The organism is Micromonospora inyonensis, assembly GCF_900091415.1.
GTDB classification, from domain to species: domain Bacteria; phylum Actinomycetota; class Actinomycetes; order Mycobacteriales; family Micromonosporaceae; genus Micromonospora; species Micromonospora inyonensis.
Window position 1 is genome coordinate 2890641 of the sequence record NZ_FMHU01000001.1, and the last position, 20106, is coordinate 2910746.

15 protein-coding genes are annotated in these 20106 nt (G+C 72.9%); 11 read left to right on the plus strand and 4 right to left on the minus strand.

The window, feature by feature from the left end; genetic code table 11:
• Positions 1–221: 221 nt before the first annotated feature.
• From GA0074694_RS13070 to GA0074694_RS13095, 6 genes are all read left to right on the plus strand, one after another.
• A complete protein-coding gene (locus GA0074694_RS13070; protein ID WP_141714076.1) occupies positions 222–2684 on the plus strand; it encodes a glycosyltransferase in 2463 nt (820 codons plus the stop codon).
• Entirely contained in the window at positions 2681–4294 is a 1614-nt protein-coding gene (locus tag GA0074694_RS13075) for a glycosyltransferase family 39 protein (protein WP_141714077.1), read from the plus strand. Before GA0074694_RS13070 ends, GA0074694_RS13075 begins: the two co-directional genes overlap by 4 nt.
• Positions 4291–5742, plus strand: a complete 1452-nt coding sequence (locus GA0074694_RS13080; RefSeq protein WP_091457657.1) for an alkaline phosphatase family protein — start codon at positions 4291–4293, stop codon at positions 5740–5742. Before GA0074694_RS13075 ends, GA0074694_RS13080 begins: the two co-directional genes overlap by 4 nt.
• Positions 5739–8234, plus strand: a complete 2496-nt coding sequence (locus GA0074694_RS33635) for an endo-1,3-alpha-glucanase family glycosylhydrolase (protein ID WP_091457661.1) — start codon at positions 5739–5741, stop codon at positions 8232–8234. Before GA0074694_RS13080 ends, GA0074694_RS33635 begins: the two co-directional genes overlap by 4 nt.
• Positions 8235–8304: 70 nt before the next feature.
• Entirely contained in the window at positions 8305–9963 is a 1659-nt protein-coding gene (locus GA0074694_RS13090) for a CBM96 family carbohydrate-binding protein (RefSeq protein WP_091457664.1), read from the plus strand.
• A 129-nt stretch (positions 9964–10092) separates the two neighbouring features.
• Positions 10093–11061 (plus strand): aldo/keto reductase, encoded by a 969-nt coding sequence (locus GA0074694_RS13095; protein WP_091457668.1) that lies wholly within the window; start codon positions 10093–10095, stop codon positions 11059–11061.
• Positions 11062–11146: 85 nt separating this feature from the next.
• Here the strand turns inward: GA0074694_RS13095 and GA0074694_RS13100 are convergent, their stop codons facing one another.
• Both GA0074694_RS13100 and GA0074694_RS13105 read right to left on the minus strand, forming a co-directional pair.
• Positions 11147–11344: a hypothetical protein gene (locus tag GA0074694_RS13100; RefSeq protein ID WP_091457672.1), complete on the minus strand. Its 198-nt coding sequence runs from the start codon at positions 11342–11344 to the stop codon at positions 11147–11149.
• Position 11345: 1 nt separating this feature from the next.
• Positions 11346–12530, minus strand: coding sequence for a helix-turn-helix domain-containing protein (locus GA0074694_RS13105; RefSeq protein ID WP_245714668.1), 1185 nt, complete (start codon positions 12528–12530; stop codon positions 11346–11348).
• 488 nt (positions 12531–13018) lie between these two features.
• Here GA0074694_RS13105 and GA0074694_RS13115 point away from each other — a divergent pair, with 488 nt between their 5' ends.
• Positions 13019–13243 (plus strand): winged helix-turn-helix domain-containing protein, encoded by a 225-nt coding sequence (locus tag GA0074694_RS13115; protein WP_091457675.1) that lies wholly within the window; start codon positions 13019–13021, stop codon positions 13241–13243.
• Positions 13244–13297: 54 nt separating this feature from the next.
• On the opposite strand, the gene GA0074694_RS13120 is transcribed toward GA0074694_RS13115, so the two are convergent.
• Positions 13298–13837 carry a GNAT family N-acetyltransferase gene (locus GA0074694_RS13120; RefSeq protein ID WP_091457678.1) on the minus strand — a complete coding sequence of 180 codons (540 nt, stop codon included), beginning with the start codon at positions 13835–13837 and terminating at the stop codon, positions 13298–13300.
• 107 nt (positions 13838–13944) lie between these two features.
• Here GA0074694_RS13120 and GA0074694_RS13125 point away from each other — a divergent pair, with 107 nt between their 5' ends.
• From GA0074694_RS13125 to GA0074694_RS13135, 3 genes are all read left to right on the plus strand, one after another.
• Positions 13945–15522 carry a magnesium chelatase ATPase subunit I gene (locus GA0074694_RS13125; RefSeq protein WP_091457681.1) on the plus strand — a complete coding sequence of 526 codons (1578 nt, stop codon included), beginning with the start codon at positions 13945–13947 and terminating at the stop codon, positions 15520–15522.
• Between the two features lie 8 nt (positions 15523–15530).
• The gene (locus tag GA0074694_RS13130) at positions 15531–17483 is read left to right on the plus strand and encodes a vWA domain-containing protein (protein WP_091457684.1); all 1953 of its coding nucleotides are present in this window, start codon (positions 15531–15533) and stop codon (positions 17481–17483) included.
• Positions 17484–17579: 96 nt separating this feature from the next.
• Positions 17580–18047 carry a hypothetical protein gene (locus GA0074694_RS13135; protein ID WP_091457688.1) on the plus strand — a complete coding sequence of 156 codons (468 nt, stop codon included), beginning with the start codon at positions 17580–17582 and terminating at the stop codon, positions 18045–18047.
• Between the two features lie 42 nt (positions 18048–18089).
• On the opposite strand, the gene GA0074694_RS13140 is transcribed toward GA0074694_RS13135, so the two are convergent.
• On the minus strand, positions 18090–18374 hold the full coding sequence (locus tag GA0074694_RS13140) for a DUF427 domain-containing protein (RefSeq protein WP_091457691.1): 285 nt from the start codon (positions 18372–18374) through the stop codon (positions 18090–18092).
• A 223-nt stretch (positions 18375–18597) separates the two neighbouring features.
• Here GA0074694_RS13140 and rox point away from each other — a divergent pair, with 223 nt between their 5' ends.
• Positions 18598–20022: a rifampin monooxygenase gene (gene rox / locus GA0074694_RS13145; RefSeq protein WP_091457696.1), complete on the plus strand. Its 1425-nt coding sequence runs from the start codon at positions 18598–18600 to the stop codon at positions 20020–20022.
• The last annotated feature ends 84 nt before the right edge of the window (positions 20023–20106 follow it).

The following is a 20106-nucleotide window of genomic DNA, read 5'->3' on the forward strand; positions in this document are numbered from 1 at the left end:
GCGACGGAAAACGCCTGCCCGCCTGTCGCGTTGTCGACTGTTCCCATAATGGACGAGCCCCATTCACCGCTCGTACGCTTCCGCTGCCCGAGCCATCAACCGGCGGATCTGGCGCAGTCGCGTCGGCGGTGACGATTTCCTCGAAAGAGAATTCCTCACGTGCTGCCCGCCGGTCGGACGAATGGCTCGATCAGCGTTCGGTTCGACCGTGAGGGGTGGGCATGACCAGAGCCGTACTCGATTCGGCCACCAGGCAGGCGCCGGACAGTCCCGCGGCGGTGCCGCAGGACCTCGGGGGGCCGGCCGACGACCGGCCACCCCGGCTGAGCGTCGTGGTGCCCACCCGGAACGAGGCGGAGAACGTACCCCTGCTGATCGCCCGGCTCATCCCGCTGGTCGCCCCGCTCGGTGCGGAGATCCTGGTGGTCGACGACAGCGACGACGACACCCCCGCCGTGCTCGCGCGCGCCGCGCTCGACGCCCCGCTGCCGGTGCGCCTGCTGCACCGACCCGCGCACGCGCGGACCGGTGGCCTCAGCGGGGCGGTCCTGCTCGGAGCCGGACACGCCAGGGGTGACTGGATCCTGGTCATGGACGCCGACCTCCAGCACCCGCCGGAGACCGCGGCGATGCTCGCCGCCATCGCCATGCGCCACGACGTGGACGTGGTGATCGGCACCCGGTACGCCGGCAACGGCTCCCGGGAGGGACTGGACGGCCCAGTGCGGGAGACCACCTCGTCCTGGGCGACCCGGCTGGTCAAGAGCTTGTTCCCGCGTCGACTGGCCACGGTCAGCGATCCGATGAGCGGCCTGTTCGCCGTACGCCGTGACGCGATCCGGCTGGACCGGATGAACCCGACCGGCTTCAAGGTCCTGCTGGAGTTGCTGGTCCGCCACCCGGGCGCGCGGGTCGCCGAGGTCGCGTACGAGATGGCGACCCGGCACGCCGGGCGCTCCAAGGCCTCACTGCGGGAGGGGCTGACCTTCCTGCGCCACCTGTCCCGGCTCCGGGGGCAGCGGCTGGTCGGCCAGATCCGCACCCGCCCCCGCACCCTGCGGGAACGCCTGCACGAACTCGGCCGCCTGGTCGCCTTCGGGCTGGTCGGCCTCTCCGGCATGGTGGTGAACACCGCCGTGCTCTGGTTCTGCTACGAACCCGCCCAGTTGCACCACCTGTTCGGCGCGGCGGTCGCCACCCAGGTCTCCACCTCGTGGAACTTCCTCCTGGTCGACAACCTCATCTACCGGCGCAACCGCCGGGCCGGGCTGCCCGCCCGCGCCACCCGCTTCTTCCTGCTCAACAACGCCCTGCTGCTGCTGCGCCTGCCGGTGCTCCAGGCACTGGTCTGGGCCGGGGTCGGGGTGCTGGCCGCCAACGCGGTCACCCTGGGCGCGCTCTTCCTGCTCCGGTTCCTGGTCAACGACCGGGTCATCTACACCGCCGACGACCGGGGCCGTCGCGACCCGGTGCGGATGCTGGTCGCCGTCGGCGGCACGGAGACGCTGCCCACGCCGTCGCGTCGTCGCTACCAGTACCTCAAGTACCGCTACGACGTCGCCGGTGTGGTCACCATCGGCTCCCAGATCCGCCTCCCCGAGCTGGAGTTCTTCCGCGCGCAGTGGGTGCCCGGGGCCGACGTGGACATCGCCGTCCGGGTCGCCGACGTGGGCGGACGCGGTCCGCAGCGGCGCGCGGCGATGACCCAGTACGCCAGCCAGTCGGTGCTGCGCTACGAGGAGCAGCTCGGCCGGCTCGGGGCGAACTTCCGCATCCAGCTCGGGCAGGCGATCGACATCCAGGTCGGCCCGCTGCTGGCCCGCTCCCCGCACGTGGTCTACACCAACATCATCGAGGCGTTGCTCCGCTTCGTGATGGTGTCCCGGGGGCACATGCTGCTGCACTCCGCCTGCGTCACCCTCGACGGCGTCGGGGTCATGCTCTCCGCGCTCACCGACACCGGCAAGACCGCCACCGTGCTGCGCCTGCTGCGCGACCACGGCGGGCTCTTCCTCTCCGACGACATGACCATCGTCCGGCCGGACGGCGTCGCGCTCTGCTTCCCCAAGCCGCTGACCATCAGCGCGCACACGCTGCGCGCGGTGCAGGCCCAGGACCTCACCCCCCGGGAGTGGCGGCGGCTCCAGATCCAGAGCCGCCTGCACTCCCGGGGCGGCCGGTCGCTGGCGCTGGCCCTGGCCCGCTTCAACCTGCCGATCATGGGCATCAACGCGCTCACCCAGCTGCTCGTCCCGCCGCCCAAGTACAGCGTGGACCGCCTGGTGCCGTGCCGGATGGGCACCAGCACCCGGGTGGAGGAACTCTTCGTCATCGAGCGGGGCGCGCCCGGGATCAGCGATCTCGACCCGACGGAAACCCTGGAACGGATGATCGACAACACCGACGACGCGTACGGCTTCCCGCCGTTCCGCTACCTCGCCCCCGCCATCACCATCGACGGTCAGGGCTACACCCAGCTCCGGCACCGGGAACGGGAGATCCTCGCCGGTTTCCTCTCCACGGTGCGGGGCCGGGTCGTCTCCTCGGACTGCTTCGGATGGGCCGACGAGATCCCCCGCCTGCTCCGCGAGGAGCGGGGCGAGGCGTCCCGCCGTGGCGGCGTACCGTCGCCGGTGTGGCCCCGGTGGGACGCCCACCTGGTCGCTACCGGGGGCGCCGGGTGAGCACGACCGGCACCTCTCCGACGACCCCACCCGGACAGCGGCTCGGAACGCTGCCGGCACCGTCGGCCGAATCCGACGGCGCGGCGGCGGCACCGGGGCGACCGGCCGCCACCCGGCGGCGCTGGGCCGCGCTCGGCGTCCTCACCGCGATCGCCGCGCTCGCCGCCGTCGTCCGGGCCTGGCAGCTCGACGCGCTCGGCTTCAACAGCGACGAGGCCGTGTACGCCGGGCAGGCCGCCTCCCTGGCCGGCAACCCCCGGTACGCCGACCTCTTCCCGGTCTTCCGCGCCCACCCGATGCTCTTCCAGGCGCTGCTGTCGCCGTTCTTCCGCGCCGGGGAGGTGGACGTCGTCGGCCGGGCGGTGGTGGTCGTCCTCGGCGTCGCCACCGTGCTCGCGGTCTACCCACTCGGCGCACGCCTCTACGGCCGGCGGGTGGGGCTGGTCGCCGCGCTCCTGCTGGCGGTCATGCCGTACCACGTGGTGGTGACCCGGCAGGTCCTCCTGGACGGACCGATGGTCCTCTTCGCGACGCTGACCCTCTACTGCCTGGTCCGGTTCGTGCAGGCGCAGCGGCTGGCCTGGTACCTGGCCACCGCCGCGATGCTCGGCCTGACCATGCTCACCAAGGAGACCAGCGTCGTCCTCGCCGGTGGCGTGTACGCCTTCCTCGCGCTCACCCCGATGGTGCGCCGGCCGGTGCGGGCCACGCTGGCCGCGCTGCCGGTGCTCGCCGCGATCTTCGCGGTGCACCCGCTCTCCCAGGCCCTCGCCGGACGCAGCAGCACCGGCCGCAACTACCTGGTGTGGCAGCTCTTCCGTCGGCCGAACCACCCGATGGACTTCTACCTGGACAACGTCCCGGCGGCGATGGGGGCGCTGGTGCTGGTGGCGGCGCTCGGCGGCCTCTGGTGGGCCCGCCGGCGCCGGTCCTGGCGGGAGACCCTGCTGCTCTGCTGGATCGGGGTGCCCGTGGTGTTCTTCCAGCTCTGGCCGGTCAAGGGCTTCCAGTACCTGCTGCCGGTCGCGGGGCCGCTGGTGCTGCTGGCCGCCCGGGCGCTGCTGACCCTGCCGGTGCCGACCCGGCTGATCCGGCGGGTGCGGTCGGCCCGGCTGGTCCCGGCGGTGCGGCTGGCCGCCGTGGCGGTGGTCGCGGCGAGCCTTCTCTGGCCCTGCTGGAACGCGGTCAACCACGCCGGCCGGACCACCTTCCTCGCCGGTTCCGGCGGGGTGCCCGGAGGCCGGGAGGCCGGCCGCTGGCTGGCGGCCAACACCCCGGAGGGCTCGGTGATCCTGACCGTCGGGCCGTCGATGGCGAACATCGTGCGCTACTACGGCAGCCGGCAGAGCTACGGGCTGTCGGTGAGCCCGAACCCGTTGCACCGCAACCCGTCCTACACGCCGCTGCACAACCCGGACGCCTCGTTGCGCGCCAACGACCTGCACTACGTCGTCTGGGACTCGTTCTCCGCCCGGCGCTCGACGTACTTCTCGGATCGGCTGCTGACCCTGGTCCGCCGGTACCACGGCCGGGTCGTGCACACCGAGTACGTCGACGGCCCCGACCGGACCCCGGTCCCCGTGATCATCATCTACGAGGTGCGCCCATGATCGACTTCGCCCGGAGCCGGGTACGCCGCTGCTCCCTCCGCCGTCCGCTCGGCGCGACGCTCGCCCTCCTGCTCGCCGCCGCCGCGCCGATCGCCGCCGCACCGGCCGTGGCCGCCGTGCCAACCGCCCTCGCCCCGACGGCCCTCGCCCCGGCCGGTGCGCCCGCCGTGACCGCCCCGGTCGCCGCCGCCCCGGACGGTCAGCCGGCGACCACCACCCCGATCCGGCACTTCGTCTACCTGATGCAGGAGAACCACACCTTCGACAACTACTTCGGCACCCGGCCCGGGGTGGACGGCATCCCGGAGGGCGTCTGCATGCCGGTGAAGCGCGGTCAGCCCGAACCCTGTGTCAAGCCGTTCCACATCGGTGACCGGGGTGCGATCGACCTGGACCACTCGGCCGAGGCGTTCCGCACCCAGTACAACGGCGGGAAGATGGACGGCTTCGTCGAGGGGGTGAGCAAGCAGGGCAAGGACGGCACCATGGCGATGGCCTACTACGACGACCGGGAGATGCCCTACTACTGGAACGTCGCCGACGAGTACGTCATCTTCGACCGCTTCTTCAGCTCGTCGAACTCGGGCAGCATCCGCAACCACATGTTCCGGGTCACCGGCGGGCCGGGCGCGTACGGCGACGCGGAGACCATCCCGGCGAGCGGCTGGGGGAACATCCCCACCATCTTCGACCGGCTGGAGGCGGCCGGCATCTCCTGGAAGTTCTACGTGCAGAACTACGACCCGACGATCACCTTCCGGACCCGTACCGCCGAGGAGGAGATCGACCGGGGCGCGCAGGTGATCTGGGTGCCGCTGCTGGCGTACGCCCGCTACATCGACGACCCGAAGCTGTCCAGCAAGATCGTCGACCTGGACGAGTACTACGAGGACGCGGCGAAGGGCGACCTGCCGGCGGTGGCGTTCGTCGCCCCGGCCGGCAACAGCGAACACCCGCCGGGCAACATCCGGGCCGGGCAGACCCTGGTCCGCTCCCTGCTGACCCAGCTCATGCGCTCCCCGGCCTGGGACTCCTCGGCGTTCTTCTGGTCCTACGACGACTGGGGCGGCTGGTACGACCACGTCACCCCGCCGCAGGTCGACAGGTACGGCTACGGCTTCCGGGTGCCCGCCCTGCTGGTCAGTCCGTACGCCCGGCGCGGGTACGTCGACTCCACCACCCTCGACTTCGCCTCGGTGCTCAAGTTCATCCAGGCCAACTGGGGACTGCGACCCCTGGCCGACCGGGACCGGAAGGCGGCGAACTTCCTCGGCGCGTTCGACTTCGAGTCGCCACCCCGCCCGGCGGTGCTGCTCGACGCCGAACGGAACCCGCCAGCGGTCCAACGACCCCGGCCGGAACCGGTCTACACCTCGTACGCCGTCGCGGTGGCCCTGGTTGGGGCGCTGGTCGCCACGGCGGCGCTGCGGGGACGGAGGTCGCGGTGACCGGGCCGCTCCGTCGCCTGCTCCTGCCGCTGGCCGTGGCGGCGGGTGTGCTGGGACTCACCCCGGTCGCCGCCGTGGCCGACGGTCCCGCCTCCCGCCGGCCGGGCGTGCTACGCATGCAGACCGTACCGCCGCTGGCCGGCGTCCAGGTCACCGTCGACGGCAGCACCGTGCGCTCCGACGTCCACGGGCGGATCTCCGTCCGGGTGCGGAACTTCCTCGGTCTCGCCGACCGGATCGCGGTCGCCCCGGCGGCCGTCAGCTCCGACCGGCGGGTGGTCTTCGACCGCTTCCGGGGCAGTCCGGACGCCGGGGTGCACCGGGTCGTCGAGGTCGGGCTGCGGACCATCCGGCGGGTCTCGTGGAGTTTCGTCGAGCGGCTGGGCACCCCGGTCCCGGCCCAGCGGATCACCACGATGCGGCTGCGCAGCAGCACGGGGGAGATCCACGAGCTGAGCGGGGCGGACCTGACCCGGCCCCGCTGGGTCGCCGAGAGCCGTACCCAGCAGGGCCCGCGCGGGCTGGCGTCGAAGCAGCTCTACTACGCGGTGGACAGCGTGATCGTGGACGGCACCTCGGTGGTGAACCGGGCCGCGCAGCGGTTCGTGCCGTGGACCCAGCAGGCGTGGGTCATCGAGCTGCTGTTCTTCAAGGTCACCTTCAGCGCGGCGGACATGGTCTTCAGCCGGCGGGCCGGGGACGGCGTGGAGCTGACCCGGGCGGACGGCCGGGTCGAACGGCTCGGGTTCGCCGGCGACGGCACCGTCCTCGTCCCCGACCTGCCCCGGGGCACGTACGAGGTGAAGGTCGCCGGTGGTGGCGTCTCCTTCGGACGTCCGGTCAGCATCAGCCGCGACCAGCAGGTGGTGCTCAGCGTGATCAGCCCGCTCGACCTGAGCCTGGTGGTCCTCGGCGTGCTGGCCGTGGCGCTCGGCCTGGTCCTGGTCGGCCGCCCGCACCTGTGCCGGGCGCTCGTCCGGCTGCCCCGCCCGTCCTGGCCGTCTCGGCCGTCCTGGCTCCAGCTACCCGTTCCCCGGCGCCGCGCGGCTCCGACGGACCCGGCGGACCCGGTGGCTCCGGCGGACTCCGGAGCGGGCGTGCCCGAGCAGCCGGTCCCCGTCCCGACGGCACCCGCGACCCGCTCCTCGGAGGCGAACGGCGCGGCCGCCGGGATGCCGGAACGCCCGGCCGGCCGGAGCGGCGGCCGTCGCGGTGCGGCCGTCGCGGTCGTGGGGCTGGTGGCGCTGCTGGTCCCGCTGCCGGTCGCTGACCGGTCGGCCGCCGCCGCCCCGCCGCCGGTCACCGACCGGCTGGCCGCCGCCCCGCCGCAGAAGGCTCCGTGGACGGCTCCCGCCGACGCGCCGGTCGGCGCGCCACCCTGGGCCCCGGTCCCGGCGCAGGAGGTCGCCGCCGCGGCGGGCCGGGCCTCCGCCGGGGAGTCCGCCCCGGTGCCCGTGCTCGCCTACTACTACATCTGGTTTAACCCGAGCTCGTGGAACCGGGCCAAGACCGACTACCCGCTGCTCGGGCGGTACTCCAGCGACGACACCGAGATCCTGCGCCGGCACGTCCGGATGGCCAAGGCCGCCGGCATCGACGGGTTCCTGGTCTCCTGGAAGCGCACCCCGCAGCTCGACGCCCGGCTCGCCGCACTGGTCGACATCGCCCGGCGGGAGGACTTCAAGCTCGGCATCGTCTACCAGGGGCTCGACTTCGCCCGTGACCCGTTGCCGTTGGCGACGGTCCGCGCGGACCTGGGGCACTTCGCCGACCGGTACGCCACCGAGCCGGTGTTCGACATCTTCGACCGGCCGGTGGTGGTCTGGACGGGCAGCGAGAAGTTCACCGCCGAGCAGATCGACGACACCGTCGGGCAGGCCCGTCGCCGTCTGCTCGTGCTCGGCAACGCCAAGAACGTCGACGCGGTGGCCGACACCCGTGGCGTGCTGGACGGTCACGCGTACTACTGGTCCTCCGCCGATCCGGTCAAGGAGAAGACCGACCGGAAGCTGGCCGCCATGTCGGAGGCGGTCAAGCACACCGGTGGACTCTGGATCGCCCCGGTCGCACCCGGCTTCGACGCGCGGATGATCGGCGGCCGGCGGGACGTGGACCGGCGCGACGGCGACACGCTGCGCGCCTCGTTCGCCGCCGCCCGCCACTCCGCGCCGGACGCCCTCGGGGTGATCAGCTGGAACGAGTTCAGCGAGAACACCCACATCGAGCCGAGTGAACGGCACGGCGAGACGTACCTGGACGTCCTCGCCGACCTGCTCGGCCGGACCGTCGACCACGACGTGCTGTTGGAGAGCCACGCCACCTCCGACGAGAAACCGTGGGGGCTGCCCGCCTGGGCGGCGCTGCTCTCCACCGTCGCCGTGGCGGCCGTACCGCCCCTCTGGCTGGTGTACCGCCGACGCCGGACCCGGCCCGCGGTCACCCCACCGACCCAGCGGGGCGCCGCCCCGCAGGTGGATCCAGTGGACCTCTGAGGCCCCGTCCCGGGTGTCGACGCCGACACCCGCGACGGGGCCGCCGGGGCCGGTGAGGAGAAAACAGAACATGATGCGGACGACACGTGGCCGGCTGGTCCGGCCGACGGTGGCGGTGCTCGGGTCGGTCATCGTGGCGGCCTTCGGGCCCGTCACCCCGGCAGCCGCCGCGACACCCCACGCACTGCCTCCGGTGACCGCCCCGGCCCCGACCGCCGACGCCCCGGCTGGGGTGGCCGCCCCGGCCCGGGGCCACGGTCCGGCGACCGGCGACGCGCCGGTCGGGCAGGCGACGGTCACCCCGGTGGCCGACGCCTGGGTGGACAGCATGGACCCGGCGGCCAACCACGGCACCGGTGGCTACCTGAAGGTGGACGGCCTGCCCGTCGCGGTGGCGTACCTCCGCTTCGACGTGCGCGGCGTCGACCCCGAACCATCCGCGCTGCTCCGCTTCCACGTCGAGACCGCCAGCAGCACCGGCGTGGAGGTCCGCGCGGTCGGCGACGAACCCTGGCAGGAGACGACCCTGACGTACCACGACGCGCCGCCCGTCGGCACGGTGGTCGGCAGCAGCGGGCCGGTCGAGGCCGGCACCTGGGTGTCGGTGGACGTCTCGGCGCTGGTCAGCGGCGACGGCCCGGTCACGTTCGCGTTGACCACGGGCAACGACACCGCCGTCCGGATCACCAGCCGGGAGGGGACGGCCAAGCCGGAACTGCTCGTGCCGGCTCCACCCCACCCGTCGCCGTACCTGGTCAGCCGGATCGGGTCGGTGACCTACCAGGCGGTCTCCCAGGTCACCGGGCACACCTACACCGGCCGGCTGAAGGCGGTGGTGGAGAGCGCGGTCACCGAACTCGACGGCCGGGGCGGCGGGACCGTCCAGTTCGGCGCTGGCACCTTCGACTTCGGCGCGGAGTTCCTCAAGCTCGTCCAGATCGACAACATCGTCTTCGCCGGGGCCGGCATGGACCTGACCCTCATCCGCAACTACAGCAGCGCCAGCGCCGACACCGAACCGTTCAACACCAAGGGGGCGGTCGGGATGGTCGTCCGGGACCTCACCGTCGCGGCGGGCGGCCCGGCCCGGTCCACCAGCGACGCTCTCGACTTCGACGACGGTGTCGACGTGCTGGTGGAGCGGGTCCGGGTGAGCGCCGCCCGGGGCCGTGGCATCGTCTTCGACGGCAAGAACCAGGGCTGGAGTTCCACCGGGAACACCGTGCGGGACTGCATCATCACCGGCGCGGCCAGCGACGGCATCGAACTGCTCGCGGCCAGCCGCAACACGATCAGCGGCTGCCAGATCCACCACGTCGCCGGGCACGGCATCCAGATCAACCGATCCTCGGCGGACGCCGACCAGCCGAACAAGACCTCCGACCGGAACGTGCTGACCGGGAACGTCATCGACGAGGCCGGCCTGGACGGCGTCAACGTCGACGGGGGAGAGGCCAACCAGATCCTGAACAACCGCGTCACCAACAGCTCCGCCGTCACGTCCGGCCGGGACGGCATCCGGATCACCACTCCCACCGAGGTCGCCTGCGCCGAGAACATCGTCGCCGGCAACGTGGCCACCGACCACCAGGCGACCAAGACCCAGCGCTTCGGCCTGAACATCACCACGAGCCGCTGCCTGGCCACCGTGGTCGGGCCGGGCAACGACTTCACCGGCAACCTCTCCGGTGGGATCCGCGACCTCGGCACCGGCACCGTCTACCAGTGACCCGTACGCCGGAGGGGACCCTCGCCCGGCGGAGGATCCCCTCCGGCGACCCACCCCGGCACCCGCGACCTCTCCCTGACCCGCTCCGAAGCCGGCCGTGGCCGTCGGCCGCCGGGTAGCGTCGGGATCATGCGCTACGTGCCGGTCGACACGCCCAAGCCCATTTCCAAGATTGGTCTCGGTACCTGGCAGTTCGGCTCCCGGGAGTGGGGCTACGGCCCGGAGTACGAGCAGCGGGCCGCGCAGATCGTCCGGCGGGCGCTCGACCTCGGGGTCACCCTCTTCGACACCGCCGAGCTCTACGGATTCGGCCGCAGCGAACGGATCCTCGGCGCGGCGCTCGGCAACGACCGGTCGACGGCCGTGGTGGCCACCAAGGTGTTCCCGGCGTTCCCGATCGCTCCGGTCGTGCAGCAGCGGGCGGTCGCCTCGGCCGCCCGGCTCGGCGTCCACCACATCGACCTCTACCAGGTGCACCAGGCGAACCCGGTGGTCGGCGACCACACCACCATGCGCGGCATGCGCGCGTTGCAGGACGTCGGCCTGGTCGGCGAGGTGGGCGTGAGCAACTACAGCCTCCGCCGGTGGCAGTTCGCCGAGATCGCCCTCGGCCGGCGGGTGCTGAGCAACCAGGTCCGCTACAGCCTCGTCGACCGGGGCCCGGAGGACGACCTGCTGCCGTACGCCGAACGGACCGGCCGGATCGTGATGGCGTACAGCCCGCTCGCCCAGGGCTTCCTCTCCGGGCGGTACGACGCGGCGAACCCGCCGACCGGGGCGGTCCGCAGGGCGAACCCGTACTTCCTGCCGGAGAACCTGGAACGCGGGGCCGCGCTCGTCGACACGCTGCGCGAGGTGGCCGACGCGCACGACGCCACGCCCAGCCAGATCGCCCTCGCCTACCTGCTGCACCACCCGAACGTGGTGGCCATCCCCGGCGCGTCCAGCGTCGAGCAGATGGAACGCAACGCCGCCGCGGCCGAGATCGACCTCACCGACGGCGAGTACGACGCCCTGCTCACCGCCGCCCGCAACTTCCAGCCGATCACCGGCCTGGCCGCGCTGCCCCGCCTCCTGAGGGCCCGTACCATCCGCTGAGGTGCCTGCAAGGGCCCCTTACTACCGCTTTTTGATAAGCAAGGGACCCCTGCAACCACACCAGAGGCGGAACCCAGCTGATCCGTCAGCCACTGCGGGTGTCGTCGTCGGCTCCGGCCACGGCGTGCAGGTAGTCGCGGGCGGCGGCCACCGCCGGGCAGTCCGGCACCCGGCACACCGGACAGCGGCCGTCGGCAGCGGGCTGGTGGTCGCGGAGGATCCAGCGGGCGGTCAGGCTGAGCCGGTTGCGGATCTGGGCGAGAGACCGGAACGGCGCGATCATCTCAACCGATTCCGAGCGCCGAGGCCAGGCGCGTGACGCCGGCACCGGCGGGTCCGCCGCGCACGACCCCGGCGATCACCGTACGGGCGGCACGCCGGGCGCGGGTCTCGGCCGGCGCGATACCGTCCGCCTCGACCAGCAGGCGTCCGGCCCGGTCAAGGTCACCGAGCAGGAGGTACGCCCGCGCGGCATCGATCAGGTGCGCGGCCCGGTGCCCGGCGGGCAGCCGTGCCCATCCGCCCCGGCGGGTGACCTCCTCGTGCCGGGCGACCGCCTCCGCGACGTCGCCGAGGTCGACAGCCACCGCGACCCGGGCCAGGGCGACGGTGGTCGGGCCGAACGTCGTCCGGTGGTGGTCGTGACCGTCGCCGACCTGCTCGGCGAGGTCGGCCGCCCGGTCGGTCAGCGTCCGGACGCGATGTGCGTCACCGCAGGTCGCGGCGGCCAGGGCGGCTTCGAGCAGCAGCGTCCCGAGGACCGACAGGCGATCCGCCGGTGCCTTCTGCGGGGCCGGTGGTGCGATCCACCGGGCGGCGGTGACCGTCGCGGCGTGGGCGAGGCGACCCCGGCCGAGGGCCCGTAACGCCTGGCCCAGGGGAATCGCGGCGACGGCGGCCCGCAGCGGGTCGCCCCCGGCGGCGGTCATCGCCCGGTCCGCCGCGAGCCAGGCCAGGTCGGGTTCGCCGACCTTCACCAGCACGGACGCGGTGAGCCGGTACACCTGCACCAGCACCCCGGCCTCGTCGTGGCCGGTGCGCCGGGCGTCGCCGAGCAGGTCGGGCAGCAGCCGCAGCAGGTACGGATAGTCGGCGTGCTGGTAGGTCAACCAGGCGTGCCCGACCCGGCGGTCCAGCTCGGCGGGTGCTGGTATCGGCCGGAGGGCGGGCGGGCCGGGAGAAAGGTCGTGACGGGCGAGTGCGGCCCGCACCGCGTCGATCCCGTCGACGGCGGCGGTGACGGCCGGGGGTGCGGCGGTACGGCCGATCAGCACCGCCGGGTCGACGCGCAGCACCTCGGCGACGTCCTCGATCACCGATACCCGGTCCAGGGCGCGCACGCCCCGCTCCACCTTGTCCACCCAGCTCTTGGACTTTCCGAGCCGGTCGGCGAGCACCTGTTGCGTCATCCGCCGTCGAGCCCGCCACTGCGCCACCCGACGCCCGACCGGCATCTCACCCCCGCGCACGACACCACCACCGCGCGGAACCGGTCGTGAACTGGGTCGACGACTCCGGCCAATGGCCACGGTTGACCGTCAGCCGCTGCTGGGCACGGCAGGGCAGCGGGGCCCCGCACCGGCCGATCCGCCGCCACCTCCACCACGACCAGACCGGCCGATGCCCTCCGACCGAGGCGATCAGGCGTCCTCTCGTTGCGTGTCGGCATTCAGCCGGTAATTTCCACCTCTCCCGTTGCCTGCTGAACCGGTCTGATTTGGTGCGGAAGGCCATGCGTTCTCCTGCCGGTCCGTTCTTGGACGCCGTGGATGCCCGTCCAGCGGAACGCCTGGCCAGGCATCCACGGCGGTGGGGCCTCCGGCCGCCAAGCTGAGCGACCCCACGAGCAACTTAAGACGCAATGTGCGCATAGTCAACAGCTCATGACGCATGGCGTTGTAAGTCGGTCGCTACCTGTGATCTGCTTGGACCAGCCGCCAAGCTGGGAGCACCACGAATGTCAGAAGCCGCTTACCTCCAGGTCGCCAGGGACATCCGCGACCAGATCAGCTCCGGTCGACTGAAGCCGGGCGACAAGTTGCCCTCCTTCTCCGCGCTCTGCGCGCACTACGACGTCAGCAACACCGTGATCCGGGCGGCCATGCTGCTGCTGAAAGCCGAGAAGCTGATCGACGGCCGCCAGGGCAAGGGCGTCTACGTGGTAGATCGATCGTCCGACTAGGCGGAATCGGTGGTGGGCCGAGAACGCACCGGCTGACGATGGATGCCTCGAAGATCATTGAACCGTTCGGTGGTCCCCCGTCAGGGCGAGGCGGAGGAAGAGGTACCGGGAGTGGTCCGGTCCCGGCCGGGACCCTCCGTCCGGTCGCCATCCGTACCGCTGGTAGAAGGCCAGCGCGCGGGTGTTGCGTTCCCAGACCTCGATGAGGCCAAGAGACAGCCCGGCGTCCGCCAGGTAGTCGAGGAAGGTGCCGTGCAGGACGCCGCCGATGCCGTTTCCCCACCTGCCGGGAACGACGTGGATCTGGTAGAGCTGACCGGCCCGGCTGGTGTCCGGGGCGGATTCGAGCGGCGGTCCCATCGCGGCCACGCCGACGATCTCGTGCCCGACCGTGGCACAGAGCACGCGTTTGTGGGGTGACTCGATCGCCTCGGTCCAACCGGTGCGCTGGTCCTCCCGTACCGTCGGAGTCTGGACGGCGTCGGCAGCCAGCCCGCCTGCCTGGTAGTACGCGAGCCGAGCCCGGGTGTGCAGGTCGACGATCTGCGCCAGGTCGGCGAGCATGGCGTACCGAGTGACGACCGGATCGTTCATGCTTGCACTCCCTGGGTGGCGGTCGATGTGGTGAACGTTGTGGGACGGATTTTCGACGTACGGCTCGTGCGACGGAACGTTCCCCAGCGTGAGCTAGCTTTGGTCGGGTGACTGCGCCTTCCCAGGTACCTCCGGTTCCCCCGGCCGATCTGCCCGGCACGCTCGGCGAGCTGCGCGCGGCCGGACACCAGCACCGTACGGTCAAGCAGGAACTTCGCGACAACCTCCTCGCCCGGATGCGGACGGGCGGCGACCGCTTCCCCGGCATCGTCGGCTACGACGACACCGTACTGCCCGAGGTCGAGCGGGCGCTGCTCGCCGGACACGACCTGGTGCTGCTCGGTGAGCGGGGCCAGGGCAAGACCCGGCTGATCCGGAGCCTCGCCGGGCTGCTCGACGAGTGGACGCCGGTGATCCCCGGTTCGGTGCTCAACGAGCACCCGATGCACCCGCTCACCCCGGCGTCCCGGACGGCGGTCGCCGAGGCCGGCGACGACCTGCCGATCGGCTGGCTGCACCGCTCGATGCGGTACGGCGAGAAGCTCGCCACCCCGGACACCAGCGTCGGCGACCTGATCGGCGACGTCGACCCGATCCGGATCGCCGAGGGCCGGTCGCTCGGTGACCCGGAGACCATCCATTTCGGATTGGTGCCCCGGACGAACCGGGGGATCTTCGCCGTCAACGAGCTGCCCGACCTGGCCGAACGGATCCAGGTGGCGCTGCTCAACGTGCTGGAGGAGCGGGACATCCAGGTCCGCGGCTACCAGCTCCGGCTGCCGCTGGACCTGCTCCTGGTGGCCAGCGCCAACCCGGAGGACTACACCAACCGCGGCCGGATCATCACCCCGCTGAAGGACCGCTTCGGCGCGGAGATCCGTACCCACTACCCGCTGGACCTGGATCTGGAGCTGGCGCTGATCCGGCAGGAGGCGCAGCTCGTCGCCGAGGTGCCGGAGCACGTGCTGGAGGTGCTGGCCCGGTTCGCCCGGGTGGTGCGCGAGTCGCCCTCGGTCGACCAGCGATCCGGGGTCTCCGCCCGGTTCGCCATCGCCGCCGCCGAGACGGTGGCCGCTGTCGCCCTGCGCCGCGCCGGCCTGCTCGCCGCCTCCGCCTCCGCCTCCGCCTCCGCCTCCGCCTCCGCCCCTGGCTCCGCCCCCGGCCCGTCTGAGGTGCCTGCAGGGGCCCCCTCCTCATCAAAAAGCGGTAACAGGGGACCCCTCCTTCCACCTCAGCCACCCCGGCCAGCAGCTCTACCGACTCAGCCGGTGGCGCGTGTCGGGGACGCGGCGTCGGTGGTGAGCACGCTGCGGGGCAAGGTGGAGTTCGAGAGCGGCGAGGACGGCCGGGAGGCGGAGATCCTCGCCCACCTGCTGCGGACCGCCACCGCCGAGACGTTCCGCGCCCGGCTGGCCGGGATCGACCTGTCCGGCTTCACCGCGCTGGTCGCCGACGACGCGGTCATCGAGACCGGTGAGCTGGTGGGGGCGACGGAACTGCTGGCCCAGGTGGGCACCATTCCGGGGCTGGCCAAGGTGCTGGACCGGCTCGGCCTGGGCGACGCGCCAACCCCGGACGAGGCCGCCGCCGGGGTCGAGTTCGTGCTGGAGGGGCTGCACCTGACCCGTCGGCTCGGCAAGGACGTCACCGACGACGGTCGGACCCGCTACGGCGGCCAGGGCTGAGCCCGGACATGGCTGGCAACCGGTTCCGGTACGGGCAGTGGCGGGGCGGGCCGGACCCGCTCGCGCCCCCGTACGACGTACGGGCGGCGGTCGACCAGGTCGGCGCGGAGGTGCTGGCCGGCGGGAGCCTGCGCGAGGCGCTGCGGAACCTGCTGCGCCGGGGCCCGCAGGAGCGGCGCGGCCTGGACGATCTGGCCGCCCGGGCGCGCCGGCTGCGCCGCGAGGCGCTGCGCCGGGGTGACCTGGACGGAGCGGTGACCCGGGCCCGGGCCCTGCTCGACCAGGCGCTCGCCGCCGAGCGGGACGAGTTGCGCGGGCGGGACGGCGACGACGCCCGGTTCGCCGAGGCGATGCTGGACAACCTGCCCCGCTCCACGGCCCGCGCGGTGGAGGAGCTGGCGGCGTACGACTGGGCCAGCGACGAGGCGCGGCAGACGTACCAGCGGATCCTCGACGGGCTGCGCGGCGAGGTGCTGGAGCAGCGCTTCGCCGGGCTGCGGGACGCCGCGCGGGCCGCCGCCGACCCGCGGGTGCAGCAGCAGCTCGCCGAGATGATGCGTGATCTCAACGACCTGCTGGCGCGGCACGCCCGCGCGGAGGACACCACCGACGCGTTCGCCGAGTTCATGCGCCAGCACGGCGACTTCTTCCCGGAACAGCCGCGCGACGTCGACGAGCTGGTCGACGTGCTGGCCCGGCGGTCGGCGGCGGGGGAACGGCTGCTGCGGTCGCTGTCGGACCGGCAGCGCGAGGAGCTGGCCGGGTTGATGCGGCAGTCCCTCGGCGACCGGCTCTCCGGTGAGCTGGCCGCGCTCGACGCCAACCTGCGGGCGCTGCGGCCGGACCTGGGCTGGTCGCGGGGCGAGCGGGTCCGGGGCGACCAGCCGTTAGGTTACGGCGAGGCGGCGTCCGCGCTCGGCGAGATCGGCGAGCTGGACGACCTGCTCGACCAGCTCGGCCAGGAGCATCCGGGGGCGACCCTGGACGACGTCGACGTGGAGGCGGTCGCCCGTACGCTCGGGCGGGACGCCGCCGACGACGTACGCCGGCTGCGGGAGCTGGAGCGGGAACTGCGCCGGCAGGGTTGGGTGAGCCGGACCCCGGACGGCCTGACGTTCAGCCCGAAGGCGCTGCGCCGGCTCGCCGGCACCGCGCTGCGCCGGGTCTTCGCCGACCTGACCGCCGGGCCGCGCGGCCAGCACGACCTGCGGTCCGCCGGGGCGGCCGGCGAGGTCAGCGGGGCGTCGCGACCCTGGCAGTACGGCGACGAGCAGCCGCTGGACGTGGTGCGGACCCTCACCCGGGCGGTCCACCGGGCCGGGCCGACGGTGCCGGTGCGGCTCGCGGTCGAGGACTTCGAGGTGATGGAGACCGAGCGGCGGGCCTCGGCGGCCGTGGCGCTCTGCGTCGACCTCTCCTTCTCGATGGTCTCCGAGGGACGCTGGGGGCCGATGAAGCAGACCGCGCTGGCCCTGTCCCACCTGGTCGCCACCCGGTTTCCCCAGGACGCCCTCCAGATCGTCGGCTTCGGGCGGGCGGCGCTGCCGTTGAGTCGACAGGAGCTGGCGGCGGTCGAACCGGACATGGTCCAGGGCACCAACCTCCAGCACGCGCTGCGGCTGGCCGGACGCCACCTGCGCCGGCACCCGGGGGCGGAACCGGTGGTGCTGGTGGTCACCGACGGCGAACCGACCGCCCACCTGGACCCGGACGACGGCGAGCCGGTCTTCCACTGGCCGCCGCTGCGCGAGACCGTCGACGCCACCATCCGGGAGGTGGACCGGCTGACCCGGTACGGGGCGACGTTGAACATCTTCATGCTCGGCGAGGACCCGGGGCTGCGCCGGTTCATGGACGCGGTGGCCCGCCGATCGAAGGGGCGGCTGTTCACCCCGGACACCGACGACCTCGGTGAGTACGTGGTCTCCGACTACCTGCGCGCCCGCCGGGGCCGCCGCTGACCTGTCCGGGGCCGGTCCACCGGCGCTGACCGTCCCCGGCCGCCGCGGACCGGCGAATCGCCGTGCCGCCGCGTCGTCGACGCCTACGCTGGGCGGATGGAGACCGCGGAGCTGCGCCGGGCGTACGACGCCCTGCTCGCCGAGGTCGAGACAGGCGGATTCGGGCCGCCCGGGGACGGCGGACTGAGCGCCGAGCAGATCGTGGCCCACCTGGCCGTCAACGACGAGCTGCTGAGCGGGGCGACCGAGGCGGTGCTCGCCGGCTCGACGTACGCCTACTACGACCTGGAGGACATCCACCGCCCGCAGCTCGACGCGATGGTCGTCCGGCACGGCGGCCTGGCCGGGCTGACCACCCTGTTCCGGGAGACCAGCCGGCGGCTCTGCGCGCTGGCCGACCAGCTCGGCCCGGCGGCGCAGACGCTTGTCGAGACCCACCTGCGGGAGGGGTTCGAGCTGCGGGTGGACGAGGCGCTGCCCTGGGGCCGGACCCTCGACCTGCACGGCCGGGTGCACCTGCCGCTGCACCTGGCCGAGCTGCGCGCCCTGCGCCCCAGCGGCTGACCGGCCCGGTGTGGCTGACCCGCCGGGCCGGTCCCGGTGCCGTCACTCGACGACGGTGACGTCCTTCCAGAAGGCCACCCGGTCGCGGACCATCTCCGCCTCCGGCTTCGGGTCCGGGTAGTACCAGACGGCGTCGGCGCTGGTCCGGCCGCCGTGTTCCAGGCTGAGGTAGGAGGCGGTGCCCTTCCAGGGGCAGCGGGTGTGGGTGGCGGAATCGCGGACGACGTCCTGGCGCAGCGCGGCCCGGGGGAAGTAGTGGTTGCCCTCGACCACCACCGTGTCGTCGCTCTCGGCGATCACCAGGTCGTTCCAGATGGCTTTCGGCATCTGTCCAGGCTATGCCCCGCCGGTCGCCCGAACCATCGTGACCTGCTCGCGGTTCACGCGCCCGGGCGGCGGGCCGACCGGCCGATCGGGAAGGGAAAAAGCAAAGGCAAGGAGGTCATTCGCTCCTTGCCACTCTCAACATATATCGCACCGGGGGCCTTGCCACAAGACCCGGGTCGTACCGCAGGCTGGCCGAATTCCTTTTTCCTCGAATGGGAGTCTCATGATCGACGTGATCGTGGTCGGCGCTGGTCCGACCGGGTTGATGCTGGCCAGCGAATTGCGGCTGCACGGTGTGCACGCGCTCGTGGTGGAGAGGGAGCCGGAGCCGCCCCGGTATGTCCGCGCGCTCGGACTGCACGTACGCAGTATCGAGGTGATGGACCAGCGTGGTCTGCTGGAGCGGTTCCTCGCGCACGGCCAGCAGCACCCGGTCGGCGGTTTCTTCGCCGGCATCGTCAAGCCCGCGCCTGAACTGGACACCGCGCACGGCTACGTCCTCGGCATCCCGCAGCCCGTCACCGACCGCCTGCTGGCCGAGCGCGCCAGCGAACTCGGTGCCGAGATCCGGCGCGGCTGCGAGCTGGCCGGGCTGCGCCAGGATGACCACGGGGTGACCGTCGAGCTGGCCGACGGCACGCGGTTGCGCTCGCGCTACCTCGTCGGCTGCGACGGCGGTCGCAGCACGGTCCGCAGGCTGCTCGGCGTCGGCTTCCCCGGCGAGCCCGCCAGGGTCGAGTGGCTCCTGGGCGAGATGGAGGTGACGGCGTCACCCGAGACGGTGGCCGCCGCGGTGGCCGAGGTCCGCGAGACCCACAAGGGGTTCGGCCTCGGGCCCTTCGGGGAGGGGGTGTACCGCGTCGTCGTGCCCGCGGCGGGGGTGACCGGGGACCGCTCGGTCCCGCCGGGCATCGAGGAGTTCCGGCACCAGCTGCGGGTGTACGCCGGCACCGACTTCGGCGTGCACTCACCGCGCTGGCTGTCCCGCTTCGGCGACGCCACCCGGCTGGCCGAGCGCTACCGCGCCGGCCGGGTGCTGCTGGCCGGCGACGCGGCGCACGTCCACCCGCCGATGGGCGGGCAGGGGCTCAACGTCGGCATCCAGGACGCGTTCAACCTCGGCTGGAAACTGGCCGCCGAGGTCAACGGCTGGGCACCGGACGGGCTGCTGGACAGCTACCACACCGAACGGCATCCGGTGGCCGCCGACGTGCTGGACAACACCCGTGCACAGGCCGTGCTGCTCTCCGTCGAACCGGGCCCGCAGGCGGTGCGCCGGCTGCTGGCGGAACTGATGGACTTCGAGGACGTCAACCGGCACCTGATCGAGAAGATCACCGCGCTCGGGGTCCGCTACGACTTCGGCGAGGGGCACGAGCTGCTCGGCCGGCGGATGCGGGACGTCACGCTGAGCCGGGGGCGCCTCTACGAGCTGACGCACGGCGGCCGCGGGCTGCTGCTCGACCGGACCGGTCGGCTCTCGGTGGCGGGCTGGGCGGACCGGGTCCACCACGTCGTCGACGGCAGCGGGGAACTGGGCGTGCCCGCCGTGCTGCTTCGGCCGGACGGCCACGTGGCCTGGGTCGGCGACGACCAGGCGGATCTCCTCGCCCATCTGCCACGGTGGTTCGGCACCGCCGCCGGCTGACCGCGCGGTCGTGGTCCGAAAGGGTGTCGGACCTGGGAGAACCCATCGTGGACAACCAGCGGGACGGCCGTGACCGGCGTAGGG

Bases quoted from the DNA above. Each gene is read 5' to 3' on its own strand.
- GA0074694_RS13135 (WP_091457688.1), top strand. From the start codon at position 17,580: ATGGAGACCGCGGAGCTGCGCCGGGCGTACGACGCCCTGCTCGCCGAG.
- GA0074694_RS13095 (WP_091457668.1), top strand. From the start codon at position 10,093: ATGCGCTACGTGCCGGTCGACACGCCCAAGCCCATTTCCAAGATTGGT.
- GA0074694_RS13115 (WP_091457675.1), top strand. From the start codon at position 13,019: ATGTCAGAAGCCGCTTACCTCCAGGTCGCCAGGGACATCCGCGACCAG.
- GA0074694_RS13100 (WP_091457672.1), bottom strand. From the start codon at position 11,344: ATGATCGCGCCGTTCCGGTCTCTCGCCCAGATCCGCAACCGGCTCAGC.
- rox (WP_091457696.1), top strand. From the start codon at position 18,598: ATGATCGACGTGATCGTGGTCGGCGCTGGTCCGACCGGGTTGATGCTG.
- GA0074694_RS13080 (WP_091457657.1), top strand. From the start codon at position 4,291: ATGATCGACTTCGCCCGGAGCCGGGTACGCCGCTGCTCCCTCCGCCGT.
- GA0074694_RS13140 (WP_091457691.1), bottom strand. From the start codon at position 18,374: ATGCCGAAAGCCATCTGGAACGACCTGGTGATCGCCGAGAGCGACGAC.
- GA0074694_RS13120 (WP_091457678.1), bottom strand. From the start codon at position 13,837: ATGAACGATCCGGTCGTCACTCGGTACGCCATGCTCGCCGACCTGGCG.
- GA0074694_RS13090 (WP_091457664.1), top strand. From the start codon at position 8,305: ATGATGCGGACGACACGTGGCCGGCTGGTCCGGCCGACGGTGGCGGTG.
- GA0074694_RS13130 (WP_091457684.1), top strand. From the start codon at position 15,531: ATGGCTGGCAACCGGTTCCGGTACGGGCAGTGGCGGGGCGGGCCGGAC.
- GA0074694_RS13070 (WP_141714076.1), top strand. From the start codon at position 222: ATGACCAGAGCCGTACTCGATTCGGCCACCAGGCAGGCGCCGGACAGT.